Origin of the sequence: Methylobacterium oryzisoli (genome assembly GCF_046557895.1) — a bacterium.
Lineage (GTDB): Bacteria > Pseudomonadota > Alphaproteobacteria > Rhizobiales > Beijerinckiaceae > Methylobacterium > Methylobacterium oryzisoli.
Genome location: NZ_JBKIBX010000012.1, coordinates 99,415 through 115,855, shown reverse-complemented (window position 1 = coordinate 115,855; position 16,441 = coordinate 99,415). Strand labels below are relative to the sequence as shown.

Genomic DNA, 16,441 nt, shown 5'->3' with positions numbered 1-16,441 from the left:
ACGCGTGACGCGTCCTGAACGACGTCCGCCGCGGCGGGCACCAGACCAACAAGCCAGAGAGTGCAGGGTGCGGGCCGGCTGGCCCACCGCCCGCCGCGCGGGGAGGCCGTGACCGATGAGCGCCGACATCCTGATCGTCGATGACGAGGCCGACATCCGCGAACTGGTGGCGGGCATCCTCGACGACGAGGGCCACCGCACCCGCACGGCCGGATCCTCCGACGAGGCGCTCGCCGCCATCGAGCAGCGCCGCCCGCACCTCGTCTTCCTCGACATCTGGCTGCAGGGCTCACGCCTCGACGGGCTGCAGGTGCTCGACGTGGTCAAGGCCCAGGCCCCGGACCTGCCGGTGGTGATGATCTCCGGCCACGGCAACATCGAGACCGCCGTCTCGGCCATCAAGGCGGGCGCCTACGACTTCATCGAGAAGCCGTTCAAGGCCGACCGCCTGATCCTGGTGGCCGAACGGGCGCTCGAAGCCTCGCGGCTCAAGCGCGAGGTGCGCGACCTCAAGACCCGCTCGGGGCAGGCGAGCCGCATCGTCGGCGCCTCGGTGGCGGCCAACCAGCTGCGCCAGACCATCGAGCGCGTGGCGCCCACCAACGCCCGGGTGATGATCTCGGGGGCGCCCGGCTCCGGCAAGGAACTCTCGGCCCGCACCCTGCACGCGGCCTCCGCGCGCGCGAGCGGCCCCTTCGTGGTGATCAACGCCGCCACGATCACGCCCGAGACCATGGAGGCGGAGCTGTTCGGGATCGAGGCCGCGGACGGGCGCCCGCGCCGCGTCGGCGCCCTGGAGGAGGCCCACGGCGGCACGCTCTACATCGACGAGGTCGCGGACATGCCCCGCGAGACCCAGAACCGCATCCTGCGGGTGCTCGTCGACCAGAATTTCCAGCGCGTGGGCGGCACCACCCGCGTGCACGTGGACGTGCGGATCATCTCCTCCTCGTCGCGCGACCTCGCCGAGGAGATCGCGGGCGGGCGCTTCCGGGAAGACCTCTTCCACCGCCTCAGCGTGGTGCCGATCCGCGTGCCCCCGCTCGCCGAGCGGCGCGAGGACGTGCCCGAGCTGATCTCCTTCTTCATGGAGCAGATCTCGCTCGCCACCGGCCTGCCGCGGCGGCGGATCGCCTCCGACGCGATGGCGGTGCTCCAGTCCCACGACTGGCCCGGCAACGTGCGCCAGCTGCGCAACAACGTCGAGCGCCTGATGATCCTGACGCAGGGCGACCCGGAGACCGAGGTGACGACCGAGATGCTGCCGAGCGAGGTGGGCGCGCTGGTGCCCACCACGCCGAGCGGGGCGGGGGGCGAGAAGCTGATGAGCCTCGCGCTTCGCGAGGCGCGCGAGATCTTCGAGCGCGAGTACCTCGTCGCCCAGATCGCCCGCTTCTCCGGCAACATCTCCCGCACCGCCGAGTTCATCGGCATGGAGCGCTCGGCCCTGCACCGCAAGCTGAAGTCCCTCGGCATCGGGGCCTGACCCGCAGGGCGGCCGCATTTGCGAATGCGGCCGCGCCCGGTTCTTGCTAAGACGGATCCCGTTCAGACTCGGCCTCGTCCGGCCGCGGCCGAGTTCCCACGCGCGTGGCGACACGCCCCTTGCGCGGGAGCGAGCTTCGCCGTGTAATGGGGCGGGGTCCGGGGCCGCACGCGGCCTGCACAAAACCAACGAAGCGGCCCGCCACCGGACCGGCGGCGGGTTCAAAAGGACAAGAAGAATGGCGGGCGAGCGCGCTCAGAATCTGCAGGACACTTTCCTCAACCACGTCCGCAAGAACAAGATCCCCCTCACGATCTTCCTGGTCAACGGTGTCAAGCTGCAGGGCGTCGTGACGTGGTTCGACAATTTCTGCGTCCTGCTCCGGCGCGACGGACACTCGCAGCTGGTCTACAAGCACGCGATCTCGACGATCATGCCCGGCCATCCGGTGCAGCTGTTCGAGCAGGGCGAGGAGGGCGCCGAGAAGGCGTGAGCGAATCGCCCCGGCCCGCCCGCGGGCCGGCGCGCGGATTCGCGGGTCCGCCCGCTTGATTGCGGCGGCCACACATCCAACCTCTCCCCGATCGTCGTTGAGGTGCGCGCGAGGTCGGGCGTCGATGGACACACAGGTGCCGGGCCAGACCCGGCTGCAGCGGCAGGCGGAGCCGGAAGGCGCGGTCGCCGCCGACACCCGCACCCTGGTGATCGGGCCCTACCCGGTCCGCCGCGGCGCGGAGGTGCCGCGGCCGGCGGAGGCGCGCCTCGACGAGGCCGTGGGGCTCGCCGCCGCCATCGACCTCGACGTGGTCGACCGGCTGCTCCTCGGGATGCAGGCCATCCGGCCCTCCACCTATCTCGGCAAGGGACGCGTCGAGGAGATCGCCGGGCGGATCGCCGCCGAGGCGGTGCGGCTCGTGGTGATGGATTGCGCCCTCTCGCCGGTGCAGCAGCGCAACCTCGAGAAGGCCTGGGGCGTCAAGGTCATCGACCGCACCGGGCTGATCCTGGAGATCTTCGGGCGGCGCGCCTCCACCCGCGAGGGCACCCTGCAGGTGGAGCACGCGCATCTCGCCTACCAGCGCAGCCGGCTGGTGCGCTCGTGGACCCACCTCGAGCGCCAGCGCGGCGGCTTCGGCTTCCTCGGCGGCCCCGGCGAGACCCAGATCGAGGCCGACCGGCGCCTGATCCAGGAGCGCATGACCCGCATCGAGCGGGAGCTGGAGACCGTGACCCGGACCCGCGGCCTGCACCGGCAGAGCCGGCGGCGGGTGCCCTATCCGGTCGTGGCGCTCGTCGGCTACACCAATGCGGGCAAGTCGACCCTGTTCAACCGCCTCACCGCCGCGGAGGTGCGGGCGGAGGACATGCTCTTCGCCACCCTCGACCCGACCGCGCGCGCGATCAAGCTGCCGCACGGCGAGACCGCGATCCTGTCCGACACGGTGGGCTTCATCTCCGACCTGCCGACCATGCTGATCGCCGCCTTCCGGGCGACGCTGGAGGACGTGATCGAGGCCGACATCCTGCTCCACGTGCGCGACATCGCCCACGAGGACACCGAGGCGCAGGGGCAGGACGTGCACGCGGTGCTGACCGAACTCGGCATCGAGGCGGAGGCCGGGCGGATCATCGAGGTCTGGAACAAGGCCGACCTCCTCGACGCGCCCGAGCGCGAGCGCCTGCTCAACCTCAGCCGCGCCGGCGCGTCCGGGGAGACCGCCAAGCCGGTGCTCCTCTCGGCGCTCACCGGCGAGGGCGTCGACCGGCTGCTCGCGCGGATCGAGGCGCGCATCGCCGAGAGCCGGGCGAGCTTCGCCCTCGTCCTCGACCCCACCGAGGGGGCGAGCCTGCACTGGCTCTACGAGAACGCCGAGGTGCTCGACCGGCGCGAGGATGCGGGCGGCCAGCTCCACCTCGTGGTCCGCATCGCCCCCGAGAAGGAGCCGCGCTTCCTCAACCGCTTCGGCGCCGCCCGGCGGCTGCGGGCGGCCGGGGGCTGATACACCTCCGATTGTATCGGCAAGCCCGCGCGGCGGAGCCGGAGGCTCCGCGCGATCGAGCTCATCCCCGATCCGCCATCCCGAAGGGATCGAGCGGATCGGGGATGATACGAGATCCGGACGATCAGTTTGGATCTCGTATCAGCGAGCCTGCGCGGCGCCTGAGCGAAGCCGAAATCCGCATCGCCAAGGTCCACTTTGGCGAAGCGATCAATCGGATTTCGTATGAGCCAGGGGATCAATCGGCGGCGGCGAGCGGCCGGGCGACATCCTCCAGCGAGCGCCGCTCCGCCGCGACGCCCCAGATCCCCGCCACCACGCCCGCGGCGATCATCAGGGCCGAGGCGAGGAGGTAGCCGCCCAGCACCGCCTCGCGCGATTTTTCCTCGATCAGCACCCCGAACAGGGCCGGCCCCACCGCCCCGACCGCGGTGCCGACCGCGTAGAACAGCGCGATGGCGAAGGCCCGGATCTCCAGCGGAAACACCTCGCTCACCGTGAGATAGGCCGAACTCGCCGCCGCGGAGGCGAAGAAAAACACCGCCATCCAGCACAGGGTGAGGGTGGTGGCGGTGAGCAGGTCCTGCTGGAACAGGAATCCGCTCACCGCCAGCAGCACGCCGGAGATCCCGTAGGTGGCGGCGATCATCGGCCGCCGGCCGATCGTGTCAAAGAAGCGCCCGAGCAGCACCGGGCCTAAGAAATTGCCGGCCGCGAAGGGCAGGATGTACCAGCCGATCCCGCCGGCGGGCACCCCGTAGAAGTCGATCAGGATCAGCCCGTAGGTGAAGAAGATCGCGTTGTAGAAGAACGCCTGGGCGGACATCAGGGCGAGGCCGACGAAGGCGCGGCTGCGGTAGCGCGCGAGCGTCCCAAACACCTCGGACAGGGGCGTGTGGCGGCGCTGGCGCAGCCGCGCGGTCGGGAAGGGGCCGGGCGCGAGAGCGTGCCCCTCCTGCCGGAACCGCGCCTCGATCTCCGCCACGATGCGCTCGGCTTCCGCAGCCTGGCCGTGGGTGATGAGCCAGCGCGGGCTCTCGGGGATCCAGCTGCGCAGGAGCAGGATGACGAGGCCGAGGGCGGCGCCGAGCAGGAACGCCGCCCGCCAGCCCCAGTCGGGGCCGAACAGCGCGGGGTCGAGCACCACCAGCGAGGTGCCGGCGCCGAGCACCGCGCCGAGCCAGAACGAGCCGTTGATGACGAGGTCGGTCCAGCCGCGGGCGCGGGCCGGGATCAGCTCCTGGATGGTGGAGTTGATCGCCGTGTACTCGCCGCCGATGCCCGCGCCGGTGAGGAAGCGGAAGAGGCAGAAACTCCACAGGTTCCACGAGAAGCCGGTGGCGGCCGTGGCCGCGAGGTAGACCGCGAGCGTGATGAAGAAGAGCTTCTTGCGCCCGAGCCGGTCGGTGAGCCAGCCGAAGCCGATCGCCCCGATCACCGCGCCCGCGAGGTAGCTCGACGTGGCGATGCCGATATCGGTGTTGGAGAATTGCAGCACCGGGCTCGCCCGCAGGGCGCCGGCGAGCGCGCCCGCGAGCGTCACCTCCAGCCCGTCGAGCACCCAGGTGATGCCGAGCGCCAGCACCACCAGGGTGTGGAAGCGGCCCCAGGGCAGGCGGTCGAGACGGGCCGAGACGTCGGTCTCGATGAGGCCGGCCTCGGGCGCGGCGAGGGTCGGAGAGGGCGTCGTCATCGGCACCTGCGGCGGGAGGGCTGCCGGGCATATAGGGCGAGGCTCCCCGGGTTGTGCGGCGGTCCCGTGGCGCGGGAACCCGCTTGCGCGGCGCGCCCGCCCGCGCTTCACTCGCCACCATGTCCCTGCATCCCGCTCTCGCCCGCGCGCACGGCTTCTGCGAGCGCTACCGGCTCACCCGCCCGATCCTCCTCGCGCCGATGGCCGGCGCCTCTCCGCCCGCGCTCTCGGTGGCGGTGGCGCAGGCCGGGGGCCTGGGGGCCTGCGGGGCGCTGCTGATGACCCCGCCCGCGATCCTCGCCTGGGCGGAGGCGGTGCGGGGGGCGGGACCGTTCCAGCTCAACCTCTGGATCCCCGATCCCGCGCCCGCGCGCGACCCGGCCCGGGAGGCGGAGCTGCGCGCCTTCCTGGCCCGGTTCGGGCCGGCGGTGCCGCCGGAGGCGGGCGACGGCGGCCCGCCGGATTTCGCGGCGCAGACCCGGGCGCTCCTCGACGCCGCGCCCCCGATCGTCTCCTCGGTGATGGGGCTCTACCCGCCCGCCTTCGTGGCCGAGCTGAAGGCCCGGGGCATCGCGTGGTGGGCCAACGTCTCGACGGTGGCGGAGGCACTGGCCGCCGAGGCGGCGGGCGCCGACGCGGTGGTGGCGCAGGGGGCGGAGGCCGGCGGCCACCGCGGCTGCTTCGACGCCGAGAGCGCCGAGAGCGGGATGGTGGGCACGCTGGCGCTGGTGCCGGCCATCGTCGACGCGGTGCGCATCCCGGTCGTGGCGACGGGCGGCATCGCGGAGGCCCGTGGGGCGGCGGCCGCGCTGCTGCTGGGCGCCAGCGCCGTCCAGGTGGGCACCGGCTTCCTGCGCTGCCCCGAGGCGGGGATCGCCCCCGCCTGGGCCGAGGCGCTGGGCCGGGCGCGGCCCGAGGACACGCGGGTCTCGCGCGCCTTCAGCGGCCGGGCCGGGCGCAGCCTCGCCACCGCCTACGTGGAGGCCGCCACCGCCCCGGGCGCACCCCCGCCCGCGCCCTACCCGGTGCAGCGCGGCCTCACGCAGGCGATGCGCGAAGACGCCGTTCGCGCGGGCGATGTCGGGCGGATGCAGGCCTGGGCCGGGCAGGCCGCGGGCTTCGCCCGGGCCGCCCCCGCCGGCGAGGTGGTGGGCGACCTCTGGGAGGGGATGCGGGCGCTGCTGCGCTGAGGGCCGCGCCCCGCGGCGTCACGCCCCGCGCGGCGTCACGCCCCCGCGGCGTCGAGCGCCGTCCGCAGGGCGTCGAGGTCGATGGCGTAGGGCCCGCGGTTCGGCCGCTCCGCCGAGGGGCTGGCGCCGTAGAGCGCGTGGTAGCGGTGGCCGCGCACCGCCGCGAGGTCCCAGAAGAACGGGTCGTCCCAGCCCTCCGCCGCGAGGTGGATCACATGCGCGCCGGGGGCGCAGAAGACCGTGTTGGTCATCGCCGCGCCCATGCCGCCCACCACCACCCGCGCCTCCGCGAAGGCCGCCACCTGCCGGGGGAAGGACATCATCAGCGGATCGACCGTCTCGAAGCCCCGCTCCGCCAGGAGGCCGGCCACCGCCTCCCGGTTGAGGAGCCGGCGCTCGTAGTCGGGCGAGCGGTCGACGAACAGCTTGCGGCGCAGCACGGGCCGGCCCGCCGCCAGCGCCTCGCGCGCGCGGCGCAGCCGCGGCAGCAGGGTGCGCCGCCGCAGCGTGCGGGCGAGGAAGCCCAGGGCCTCGGGGGATTTCGACACCGGATGGACCGCGACCGGCGTGGCGTAGTGGACCTCGTCGAACCGCCAGGGCTCGTCGCGCCCGATGCTCAGGATCTCGACGTCGCGCTCAGCCCCCAGCATCAGCCGGATCGAGCGCTGCCGCACCGCGTCGATCACCGGGTGGTAGGTGGTGAAGACGAGGCGGATGCGCCGCCCCGGATGGCGGCGGCGGAGCGCGCGCAAAGCGGCGAGGCGCGGCAGGTCCTCGATCAGCCAGTGGCCGTAGTTGAACGAGGCCGCGTTGGTGAAGACGAGGGCGAGCGCCCCGTCCGCGGGCGGGCGGCGCGGCTCGGGGGCGCCCGCGAGCGGCAGGTGCGACAGGTCCTGGGGCCGCAGCGTCTCGTAGAGGCCGAGATCCCCGCCCGCGCGCATCAGGTGGAGGGCGTTGTCGTACAGCACCGCATCCTCGACCCGAAACAGGCAGGAGGGCGCGCCGCGGGTGGCGTTGCGCCCCACCGCCTCCCGCGTCGCCGCGATCTCCGCCGCGAAGGCCGGATCCGCGCAGGCGAGGCTGACGGGGGCGGGCCGCGCATAGGCGTAGCCCGGAAACAGGGTGTCCACGAACGCGACGCCCGGCGCCCGCGGCAGGACGCGCGACCACGCCGCCGGCAGGTCCGGGAACCCGCCGTCCCCGTAGAGGCGGTCCGCATCGCACGACGCGAGCCGCAGGTCCTCCGCCGTCATCCTGGCCCTTGCTTCCGTTTTCGGGATCCGAGCCCGTGCCCGGAAACCGGGCGGATGTCACCCGGTTTGTCGGGGGTGGGGGCGCCGTCAGGCTAAGCCCTCAACCCGCTGCGGGGTCGCGGCGGTCTCGGACCGGCCCCGATCAACTAGATGACCTTCCCGAGTTCGCGGTCGTCCTCCCTGGCGAAAAGAATCTTCTCCGCCACGTCCCGGGCGGAGCGGTCGATGCGCGGTGCGATGACGTCGGCCATGACGCGTGAAGGGCTCCCGTCCCGATTCACCACCTCCTTACCTTGCGCTTCCGCGCGCCGCATCCGGTCGCGGGCGCCGCTCCGGCGTCATCGTCCGGAGCGCGGCGGATGTCGGACAGATCAGCCGCCGCTTCCGCCCGCACAGCACGGCGCGTCGTGCAGAACCGGCCCGTGTCGGGCCGCACTCGTCCCGCGCCGCATCATGCTAGGCTGTGGCACATCTTCCGGACAGGGCCGCCCGGGGAGGGCGCTTCATGACTCAGATCAGCGGGTTCGACGTCGCGGTCATCGGGCTGGGGCTGCTCGTCGTGCTCACCATCGCGCTCGGCGTGCGCATCGTGCCCCAGGGCCACGTCTACACGGTGGAGCGGTTCGGGCGCTTCCAGCGCACGCTGGTGGCGGGCCTCGGGCTGATCATTCCCTACGTCGAGCGGATCGGCCGGCGGGTGAACGTGATGGAGCAGGTGCTCGACGTGCCGAGCCAGGAGGCCTTCACCCGCGACAATGCCGGGGTGCGCATCGATGCGGTCGCCTTCTATCAGGTGCTCGACCCGGCCCGCGCCTCCTACGAGGTCTCGAACCTCGAACACGCGCTGCTCACCCTCACCATGACCAACATCCGCACCGTGGTGGGGTCGATGGACCTCGACCAGCTGCTCTCCCACCGCGACGAGATCAACGAGCGGCTGCTGCGGGTGATGGACGCCGCCGCCTCGCCCTGGGGCGTCAAGGTCACGCGCATCGAGATCAAGGACATCCTGCCCCCCGCCGACCTCGCCGGGGCGATGGCCCGGCAGATGAAGGCCGAGCGCGAGAAACGCGCCTCGGTGCTGGAGGCGGAAGGGCAGCGCCAGGCCGAGATCCTGCGGGCGGAGGGGCGCAAGGCCTCGGTGATCCTGGACGCGGAGGGGCGCCGCGAGGCCGCCTTCCGGGACGCCGAGGCGCGAGAACGGCAGGCGGAGGCCGAGGCGCGCGCGACCGCGATGATCAGCGAGGCCATCGCCCGCGGCGACCTCGCGGCCGCGAATTTCCTGGTGGCCGAAAAGTACGTCGAGGCGGTGCGCGCGCTCGCCACCGCGCCCAACCAGCGGGTGGTGCTGCTGCCGCTGGAGACGGCCTCTCTCGCCGGCACGCTCGGGGGCATCGCCGAGATCACCCGGGCGGTGTTCGGGGAGGGGGCGCCCGCCGGCCGCTCCGGCCTGCCGCCCGCGGCGGGCACGCCGCCGCGGAGCTGACGCCGTGCTGGCGGATTTCTTCGCGGCGATCGGTCCAGCCTGGGTCTGGATCCTGCTCGGCCTCGGGCTGGCGGCCGGCGAACTCGCGCTGCCGGGCATCTTCCTGATCTGGCTCGGGCTCGGCGCGATCGGCACCGGGCTCGCCACCGCGGCGCTGGGACTTCCCTGGCAGGGGCAGGTGCTCGTCTTCGCGCTCCTCTCGGCCGCCGCCCTGCTCGCCGGCCAGCGCCTGTCGCGCCGCAGCCCCGAGCTGTTTCACCGGCGCGGGCACGACCTCGTCGGGACCGTGGTGGTGCTGGACGCGCCGATCAGCGACGGCATCGGGCGCATCCGGGTGGGGGATTCGGTCTGGCGCATCATCGGCCCCGACCTGCCGGCGGGTGCGCGGGTGCGCGTGACGGGGCTCGACGGTGCCACCCTGACGGTGGTGGAAGCCTGAGCGGGCCGGCTCCATATTCCGAGCAGCTCACTGTAATATCAGAAATATTCCATTCCGCAGGGCCGCATTGTTCCCGACGGAGGCCCGGAATGCGGCCCCGGCCTCATCCCTCCCGGCGCTTCACCCGCAGCCACGCCTCTTCCATGGCGGCGAGGCCGGCCTCTTCGAGGTTCTGCCCGCCGGCCGTCACTTCGGCCTCCATCGCGGCGAAGCGGCGCCGGAATTTCTCGTTGGCCCGCCGCAGGGCCTCCTCGGGGTCGACGCGGGCGTGCCGGGCGAGGTTGGCCACCGAAAACAGGAGGTCGCCGATCTCCTCGGCCACCGCCTCCGCATCGCCCGCCGCGAGGGCCTCTTCCACCTCGCCGGTCTCCTCGCGCACCTTGGCCACCACCTGGGCGGCGTCCGGCCAGTCGAAGCCCACGGCGGCGGCCTTGCGCGAGATCTTTTCCGCCCGGGTCAGGGCGGGCAGGGCGAGGGGCACCCCCGCGAGCGTGCCCTGCGCCTCCGGCCGGCCGGCTTTTTCGCGCGCCTTGATCGCTTCCCACTGCGCCTTGACCGCCTCCGGGTCGAGGTCGCGCGCGGCGCCGAAGATGTGGGGGTGGCGGCGCACCATCTTGTCGGCGATGGCGGTGGCGACGTCGTCGAACCGGAAGGCGCCCGCCTCCTCGGCGATCCGCGCCTGAAAGACGACCTGGAACAGCAGGTCCCCGAGTTCATCGCGCAGGTCGTCGAGGTCGCCCCGGTCCACCGCGTCCGCGACCTCGTAGGCCTCCTCGATCGTGTAGGGGACGATGGTCGCGAAGGTCTGCTGCAGGTCCCAGGGGCAGCCCGTCTCCGGGTCGCGCAGGCGCGCCATGACGGCGAAGAGCCGCTCGATCGGGGTGCTGCTCATGCGGGGCGCTCGGCGGTTCGCGCGCCGGACGCGTGCGGCGCGAGCACGCTCTTACCGGGCGGCGGCGGCGCGCGGAAGGATGCGGCGGCCGTGCCGCTCCGCCACGGCCTTGCAGACAAAGGAATATTCCGTTTCCGTCGAGCGTCGATGCGATCGCCCCTCTTCCCATGCGCTCTTTGCATGCCTTCGTTCTTCAAAAAGAACGATCTCTCGGACCTATACGAAGCCCTATCGGGCTCTGACTCTCAGAGAGTCGAATCTGTGAATTATATGGAGGGGCGGATTTCTCTGGTCCGCCAAGGGGATGCGGCCTGATCCGGCACACGACTCTGCGCGGATCGGCATCCGATTCTGCGTGGGTGCGTATGGGATTCTGCGTGGATCGCGCGGCGCCGCGCATGGGATTCTGCGGGGATGCGCATCGGATTCGGCGCGGACGCGCCGCCAAACCGCTCGGAATCCGGCCGTTTTCGAATCCCCCCGGCGTATCGAACTCTGCGCGGTGGCGGCGCGGTGGGACCGGCCCGCATCGAACTCTGCGGGCGGTCTCCCCACAGGCCGCCCACGCGTCCCGCACAGGCTGGTGCACCGCCTGTCCCGGGTCCTGTCCGGACCCTGTCCCCGCGTCGGTCCCCAGACGGTCCACACGGCCGCCCACAGGACCGCTCGCGCCGGTCCCGGCGGCGGCGGTGCCGAGGCAGGCGAGGGGGCCGGCGTGGTGGCGAGGCGGGATAACGGGGATGAGTTGCGGGAATCATGGGATAACCTGGCCGGCGCGTGAGATTCCCGGGAGCCGAATCGGGCATGACGGGCTTGGTCGATGCGGCGGGCGTCCGTCCCCGCACGAGAAAAGCGCTTCTGCGGATCCGATGGGCATCGAGGCCAAGATCGCGGCGATCCACGACGAGGACCTCAAGGCGGAGCTGGAGGCCGCCCGGGGCGGGTTCCTGTTCGCGGTCATCGTCGAGCACATCGCCCACCGGCAGGCCCTGCGCGACGCCGAGCGGGCGGAGGCCGCCCGGGAGGCGGAGGCCCGCGCCGGCATGGGCCGCGACCAGCGCCGCCGCGACGCCGTGCGGGCGGTGATCGAGGCCGAGCCCCTGGTGCCGGACAACATCCAGCACATCCATTCCGTGCTGGCCCTGTGCGGGCTGCCCTACCGCGACCCCGGCGAGACGCGGGAATTCTTTCGGGAATACGGCCGCAACACCCTGAGCATCCTGGCCGGGCGGATCAAGAATCCCGTCACCGGGCAGATGGACCTGCAGGGCCTGCCCTACGGCCCCAAGGCGCGGCTGGTGCTCCTGCACCTCTGCACCGAGGCGGTGCGCCAGCGCAGCCCCACCGTGGAGGTGGCCGACAGCCTCTCGGGCTTCATGCGCGAGATGGGGTTTGCCGTCACGGGCGGCGAGCGCGGCACCATCCGGCAGTTCAAGGAGCAGCTCAACCGGCTGGCCGCCTGCACCCTGCAGCTCGGCCTCTGGGACGGCCAGTCGCGCTCCTCCACCCTGACGATGCCGCCCTTCCGCAAGCTCGACCTCTGGCGGGCGGAGGGCGAGGGCGGCCTCGCCTGGTCGAAAACCGTGCAGTTCCACCAGGATTTCTACGACAACCTGATCAGGCACGCCCTGCCGGTGGACATCCGGGCCGCCCGGGCGTTTTCCGGCTCGGCGCGCAAGCTCGATCTCCTGTTCTGGATCGGCTACCGCCTGCGCGCCCTGCACCGCCCCCTGCGGCTCTCCTGGGACAACCTCCACAAGCAGTTCGGCGCCGACAACGGCTCCCTGCGCAGCTTCCGGCAGGCCTTCAAGGCCGACGTGGCGCATGTGCGGGAGGTGTTTCCCAAGCTCCCCGTCAGCCTCGACGAGGCCGGCATGCAGCTCCTGCCGGCCGATCCGGGCGCGCTCATGGTGCCGCCCAAGCCCGCGCGGAAGAAGGCGGCCGGCTAGAGCATTGTCCGACGAAGTGGATACCGGTTCGTCGCAGAAAATGCGGCAAAATCAAAGACCTAGAGCACTGCCCGATTGCAACGCGATCGGGCGGGGCTCTAAGCAGGTTTCGCAACAGTGGCCGCCGGTTTTGCGACAAAAACCTGCGGCAAAACAATAAGCTAAGCGGACGAAGCGTTGGCCTGCCAACGCAAGTCTGCTTAGGACGCTCCGCGATGAACGCCGGTCCTGCGCTTGCGGGCCGGCCGCCGCCATGGAAGGGAAGTGGGAATAATCCCACGGAGCCTCCGGCATGCTCGACCGCCGCATCTCGCTGATCACGCTGGGCGTCGCCGACGTGGCGCGCGCCACCGCCTTCTACGAGGGGCTCGGCTGGACGCGCTCGCCCGCCTCCACGCCGGAGATCACCTTCATCGGCCTCAAGGGCGTCGTCCTGGCGCTGTTCGCGCGCGCCGCGCTCGCCGAGGATGCGGGCCTCGCGGAGGCTGCGGGCGACGCGGAGGAGGACCGCGCCCCGCCGGCCTTCACGGGCGTGACGCTCGCCCACAACCTCGCCAGCGCGGCCGAGGTCGACGCGGCCTACGCCTTCGCGGTGGCCCAGGGCGCGCGGGCGGTGAAGCCGCCGCAGCGGGCCGTCTGGGGCGGCTATTCCGGCTACTTCGCCGATCCCGACGGCCACCTCTGGGAGCTGGCCTGGAACCCGATGGCGCCCCTCGACGCGGACGGCCACATGACCCTGCCGGGCTGAGGAGCGGAAGGCCGGGGATCGCGCGCGGCCCGGCTTGCGGAGGGCGGCGCAGACGGTAATATTCCCAGAACGCGCATAGCAGCGTGGGGGAATATTCCCAGAGGATCGCATGTTCCTGACCGAGGCGGAGGCGGAGGCGCGGCTGGACGAGCTGCGGCGGCAGCGCGCCGCCCTCGACCGCGCCATCGCCGAGCACGAGCTCTACCTCGACCTGGGCCGGCGCCTGCGTCCGGCTTTGCCCGCGGCCTCGCCCGCCCCGGCCCCCGAGGCGGCCGATCGCCCTGAAGGGCAACCGGAAGGGCGGCCGGAGGGGCGCCGGGTGATCGAGGCGGCCTTCGAGGTGCTGGCCGGGGCCGGCCGGCCGATGCACGCGGCCGAGATCTGGGAGGCGCTGGCGGCCCGCGGCCTGACCCTGCCGGGCCACGATCCGGTCGCCGCCCTCAACACCCGCCTGTGGAAGCGCGCGCAGGGGCGCACCGCCCTGCGCCGCCTGGGCGACGGGGTCTACGCCCTCGACGCGGGCTGAGGGCGCTGCCGCGCAAGCCCGGGCGAGAATGCTCCGGTGCATGCCCTCCGGCCCGTCTCCCGCATTGACTTCGCACCCGCACAACGCCATATCGGCCCTGCAGCGTCAGCGGCCGCACGGCCCGCCTGAGGGGGCTGCGTGACGGATTGGCCGCCTTCCGGCGGCAGGCCCGGTCCCCTCGATCGATCGCTTGACCCTCCGGGCGGCCCCATCACGCGGGCTGTCCTTCCAAATCCCGGATCGCGATCCGCGGTGCCCCGCACCCGTCCCGGCGATCCCGCTGCCTCCTGAAAGTTAGACCTTGACCCAGTTCGTTGATTTCGGCCTCGCGGCGCCGATCCTGAAGGCGCTTGCCGAGACCGGCTACGTAACGCCCACCCCGATCCAGGCGCAGGCGATCCCGCCCGCGATGGCCGGCCGCGACCTCTGCGGCATCGCCCAGACCGGCACCGGCAAGACCGCCGCCTTCGCGCTGCCGATCCTGCACCGGCTCGTCAGCGAGGCCGCGCCCCGGCGCACGCCGCGCGGCGGCTGCCGCGTCCTCGTGCTCTCGCCCACCCGCGAACTCGCCAGCCAGATCGCCGACAGCTTTCGCGATTACGGAAAATTCCTGAAGCTCTCGACCACCGTGGTGTTCGGCGGCGTCACCATCGGCCGCCAGGAGCGGGCGCTGGCGAACGGCGTCGACGTGCTCGTCGCCACGCCCGGCCGGCTCCTCGACCTGATCGACCGCCGGTCGCTGACGCTCGAAGCCGTGGAATACCTCGTCCTCGACGAGGCCGACCAGATGCTCGACCTCGGCTTCATCCACGCGTTGAAGCGCATCGTCACGCTGCTGCCGAAGGCGCGCCAGAGCCTCTTCTTCTCGGCCACCATGCCCAAGAACATCGCCGGGCTCGCGGCCCAGTACCTGCGCGACCCCGTGCAGGTGGCGGTGACGCCCGTCGCCACCACGGCCGAGCGCGTGGAGCAGCGCGTCATCCACGTGCCCACCGGCTCCAAGCAGGCGCTGCTCGGCACGCTCCTGCGCGACGACGCCATCGACCGGGTGCTGGTCTTCACCCGCACCAAGCACGGCGCCGACCGCGTCGTGCGCGGGCTGGAAAAATCCGGCATCGGCTCGGCGGCGATCCACGGCAACAAGTCCCAGCCCCAGCGCGAGCGGGCGCTCGCAGCCTTCCGGGCCGGCACCTGCCGGGTGCTCGTCGCCACCGACATCGCGGCCCGCGGCATCGACGTCGAGGGCGTCAGCCACGTGGTGAACTTCGACCTGCCGAACGTGCCGGAGGCCTATGTCCACCGCATCGGCCGCACGGCGCGCGCCGGGGCGGACGGGCTCGCGATCTCGTTCTGCAACGACGAGGAGCGGGCCTACCTGCGCGACATCGAGCGCCTGACCCGCCAGAAGGTGCCCGAGATGGCGGTGCCCGCGGGCTTCGTGGCCCCGAGCCGCCAGGAGGCCGCATTCGCCGAGGCCGAGGCCGAGCGCGACCGGCGCCAGCCCGGCCCCCGCGGCCAGCGGCCCGGCGGCCGGCCCCAGGGCCAGCGCCCGCACGGCCATGGCGGCCGCCCGCACGAGGGCCGGCAGGCCGGCCCGGGACGGCCGCGCCAGGACGGACGCCCGCAGGAATCGCGTCCCGGCCGTCAGGACGGCCGGCCGGCGATGCACCGGTCTGAGGCGCCGAAGGGACATGGCCGGCCGCAGGGCCAGGGTCAGCACCGGACGCCGGCGGCCGGCGGCCAGGACGGCCGCGCCATCGGCTGGCTCGACCGCGCGCCGCGGTAAGGCCGCGAGAACATCGGCGATGCGTCTCGACCGGGCTCCCGGTCGCTCGCCGCGGATGCTCGATCCGGCGGGCCGGCACTGAAGCGCCCCGACGGCCCGCTGCCTCGGCAGTTTGGGCCGTCGGCGCAGGGTCATGCGTTCCGGTTGCGGAGCGCGTGCCGGTCCGATGGCGGACCGGCCACGTCCGGCGCGCCATCGCTCAGGCCGAGTGCGGTTCCGGCACCACCGTCGCGGTGAGGCGGACATTGAGCGCTTTCAGAACCCGCAGCGCCGTGTCGAGACTGGGGTTCCCCTCGTCGGACAGCGCCCGGTACAGGCTCTCGCGCGACAGCCCCGTCTCGCGGGCGATCTGCGTCATGCCTCGCGCCCGCGCCGCGACGCCGAGCGCGTGGCGGAACAGGGCGGCATCGTTCTCCTCGATCGCGGCGGCGAGGTACTCGGCGACGGCCTCGTCGGAGTCGAGGTACTCGGCGGAGTCGTAGGGTCTCGTCTCCGTCATTGCATCTCCTCAGGTCGTCGCGGCGATCGCCTTGGCGCGATCGATGTCCTGTTGCTGGCGGCTCTTGTCGCCGCCGCAGAGCAGCAGGAGCACGGTTGCGCCGCGGCGCACGAAATACACCCGGTAGCCCGGACCGTAATCGATCCGCAATTCGCTTACGCCATCGCCGACCATCTTGACGTCCCCGGGATTGCCCGAGGCGAGCCGGTCGATGCGCAGCGCGATCCGCGCCTTTGCCCGCACGTCCCGGAGCCCGTTGAGCCATCCATCGAACACGTCGGTGCGGTGGATCTCCAGCATGCCGTTTCGTAGCCTATGGGCGACAGGCAGGCAAGCGATCTGGACCATGTCCATTCCAGAAGCAGAGAACCCGCCCTCGGGGAGAGGACAGGCTTCGTCTCGTCCGGCGGCCGGCCCCAGGGCCAGCGTCCGCACGGTCATGGCGGCCGCCCGCACGAAGGGCCGGCAGGCTGGCCCGGGACGGCCGCGCCAGG

General features: G+C 72.6%; 15 protein-coding genes. 10 read left to right on the top strand and 5 right to left on the bottom strand.

Annotation, left to right across the window (positions count from 1 at the left end; genetic code table 11):
• Nucleotides 1-115 precede the first annotated feature (115 nt).
• The 3 genes from ntrX to hflX all read left to right on the top strand — a co-directional run bounded on the left by ntrX (nt 116) and on the right by hflX (nt 3,486).
• Complete coding sequence (ntrX, locus tag ACKUB9_RS14095; protein ID WP_407522965.1) at nt 116-1,486, top strand: nitrogen assimilation response regulator NtrX; 1,371 nt, start codon at nt 116-118, stop codon at nt 1,484-1,486.
• Nucleotides 1,487-1,724: 238 nt separating this feature from the next.
• The gene (gene hfq / locus ACKUB9_RS14090) at nt 1,725-1,979 is read left to right on the top strand and encodes an RNA chaperone Hfq (protein ID WP_048429571.1); all 255 of its coding nucleotides are present in this window, start codon (nt 1,725-1,727) and stop codon (nt 1,977-1,979) included.
• Between the two features lie 124 nt (nt 1,980-2,103).
• Nucleotides 2,104-3,486, top strand: coding sequence for a GTPase HflX (gene hflX / locus ACKUB9_RS14085; RefSeq protein WP_407522962.1), 1,383 nt, complete (start codon nt 2,104-2,106; stop codon nt 3,484-3,486).
• Nucleotides 3,487-3,724: 238 nt separating this feature from the next.
• Here hflX and ACKUB9_RS14080 read toward each other — a convergent pair whose 3' ends face one another.
• On the bottom strand, nt 3,725-5,179 hold the full coding sequence (locus ACKUB9_RS14080) for an MFS transporter (protein ID WP_407522959.1): 1,455 nt from the start codon (nt 5,177-5,179) through the stop codon (nt 3,725-3,727).
• A gap of 83 nt (nt 5,180-5,262) precedes the next feature.
• Between ACKUB9_RS14080 and ACKUB9_RS14075 the strand changes: the two genes are divergently transcribed.
• Nucleotides 5,263-6,369: an NAD(P)H-dependent flavin oxidoreductase gene (locus tag ACKUB9_RS14075; RefSeq protein ID WP_407522957.1), complete on the top strand. Its 1,107-nt coding sequence runs from the start codon at nt 5,263-5,265 to the stop codon at nt 6,367-6,369.
• Between the two features lie 35 nt (nt 6,370-6,404).
• Here the strand turns inward: ACKUB9_RS14075 and ACKUB9_RS14070 are convergent, their stop codons facing one another.
• Nucleotides 6,405-7,622, bottom strand: coding sequence for a glycosyltransferase family 61 protein (locus ACKUB9_RS14070; RefSeq protein WP_407522955.1), 1,218 nt, complete (start codon nt 7,620-7,622; stop codon nt 6,405-6,407).
• A 505-nt stretch (nt 7,623-8,127) separates the two neighbouring features.
• Here ACKUB9_RS14070 and ACKUB9_RS14065 point away from each other — a divergent pair.
• The gene (locus ACKUB9_RS14065) at nt 8,128-9,108 is read left to right on the top strand and encodes an SPFH domain-containing protein (protein ID WP_407522953.1); all 981 of its coding nucleotides are present in this window, start codon (nt 8,128-8,130) and stop codon (nt 9,106-9,108) included.
• A gap of 4 nt (nt 9,109-9,112) precedes the next feature.
• Nucleotides 9,113-9,547: an NfeD family protein gene (locus ACKUB9_RS14060; protein WP_407522951.1), complete on the top strand. Its 435-nt coding sequence runs from the start codon at nt 9,113-9,115 to the stop codon at nt 9,545-9,547.
• 103 nt (nt 9,548-9,650) lie between these two features.
• Here ACKUB9_RS14060 and mazG read toward each other — a convergent pair whose 3' ends face one another.
• Nucleotides 9,651-10,439, bottom strand: coding sequence for a nucleoside triphosphate pyrophosphohydrolase (mazG, locus tag ACKUB9_RS14055; RefSeq protein WP_407522949.1), 789 nt, complete (start codon nt 10,437-10,439; stop codon nt 9,651-9,653).
• Nucleotides 10,440-11,308: 869 nt separating this feature from the next.
• On the opposite strand from mazG, the gene ACKUB9_RS14050 reads away from it, so the two are divergent.
• The 4 genes from ACKUB9_RS14050 to ACKUB9_RS14035 all read left to right on the top strand — a co-directional run bounded on the left by ACKUB9_RS14050 (nt 11,309) and on the right by ACKUB9_RS14035 (nt 15,448).
• On the top strand, nt 11,309-12,388 hold the full coding sequence (locus tag ACKUB9_RS14050) for a replication protein RepA (RefSeq protein WP_407522947.1): 1,080 nt from the start codon (nt 11,309-11,311) through the stop codon (nt 12,386-12,388).
• Between the two features lie 292 nt (nt 12,389-12,680).
• Nucleotides 12,681-13,136, top strand: a complete 456-nt coding sequence (locus tag ACKUB9_RS14045; protein ID WP_407522945.1) for a VOC family protein — start codon at nt 12,681-12,683, stop codon at nt 13,134-13,136.
• Nucleotides 13,137-13,245: 109 nt separating this feature from the next.
• Nucleotides 13,246-13,662 (top strand): winged helix-turn-helix domain-containing protein, encoded by a 417-nt coding sequence (locus tag ACKUB9_RS14040; RefSeq protein ID WP_407522944.1) that lies wholly within the window; start codon nt 13,246-13,248, stop codon nt 13,660-13,662.
• A 301-nt stretch (nt 13,663-13,963) separates the two neighbouring features.
• Nucleotides 13,964-15,448: a DEAD/DEAH box helicase gene (locus tag ACKUB9_RS14035; RefSeq protein ID WP_407522942.1), complete on the top strand. Its 1,485-nt coding sequence runs from the start codon at nt 13,964-13,966 to the stop codon at nt 15,446-15,448.
• Between the two features lie 199 nt (nt 15,449-15,647).
• On the opposite strand, the gene ACKUB9_RS14030 is transcribed toward ACKUB9_RS14035, so the two are convergent.
• Nucleotides 15,648-15,947, bottom strand: coding sequence for an addiction module antidote protein (locus ACKUB9_RS14030; RefSeq protein ID WP_407522940.1), 300 nt, complete (start codon nt 15,945-15,947; stop codon nt 15,648-15,650).
• Nucleotides 15,948-15,956: 9 nt separating this feature from the next.
• Nucleotides 15,957-16,247 (bottom strand): type II toxin-antitoxin system RelE/ParE family toxin, encoded by a 291-nt coding sequence (locus tag ACKUB9_RS14025; protein ID WP_407522937.1) that lies wholly within the window; start codon nt 16,245-16,247, stop codon nt 15,957-15,959.
• Between the last annotated feature and the right edge of the window lie 194 nt (nt 16,248-16,441).

Bases quoted from the DNA above. Each gene is read 5' to 3' on its own strand.
- hflX (WP_407522962.1), top strand. From the start codon at position 2,104: ATGGACACACAGGTGCCGGGCCAGACCCGGCTGCAGCGGCAGGCGGAG.
- ACKUB9_RS14080 (WP_407522959.1), bottom strand. From the start codon at position 5,179: ATGACGACGCCCTCTCCGACCCTCGCCGCGCCCGAGGCCGGCCTCATC.
- ACKUB9_RS14025 (WP_407522937.1), bottom strand. From the start codon at position 16,247: ATGCTGGAGATCCACCGCACCGACGTGTTCGATGGATGGCTCAACGGG.
- ACKUB9_RS14040 (WP_407522944.1), top strand. From the start codon at position 13,246: ATGTTCCTGACCGAGGCGGAGGCGGAGGCGCGGCTGGACGAGCTGCGG.
- ntrX (WP_407522965.1), top strand. From the start codon at position 116: ATGAGCGCCGACATCCTGATCGTCGATGACGAGGCCGACATCCGCGAA.
- mazG (WP_407522949.1), bottom strand. From the start codon at position 10,439: ATGAGCAGCACCCCGATCGAGCGGCTCTTCGCCGTCATGGCGCGCCTG.
- ACKUB9_RS14065 (WP_407522953.1), top strand. From the start codon at position 8,128: ATGACTCAGATCAGCGGGTTCGACGTCGCGGTCATCGGGCTGGGGCTG.
- ACKUB9_RS14030 (WP_407522940.1), bottom strand. From the start codon at position 15,947: ATGACGGAGACGAGACCCTACGACTCCGCCGAGTACCTCGACTCCGAC.
- ACKUB9_RS14050 (WP_407522947.1), top strand. From the start codon at position 11,309: ATGGGCATCGAGGCCAAGATCGCGGCGATCCACGACGAGGACCTCAAG.
- ACKUB9_RS14045 (WP_407522945.1), top strand. From the start codon at position 12,681: ATGCTCGACCGCCGCATCTCGCTGATCACGCTGGGCGTCGCCGACGTG.
- ACKUB9_RS14070 (WP_407522955.1), bottom strand. From the start codon at position 7,622: ATGACGGCGGAGGACCTGCGGCTCGCGTCGTGCGATGCGGACCGCCTC.
- hfq (WP_048429571.1), top strand. From the start codon at position 1,725: ATGGCGGGCGAGCGCGCTCAGAATCTGCAGGACACTTTCCTCAACCAC.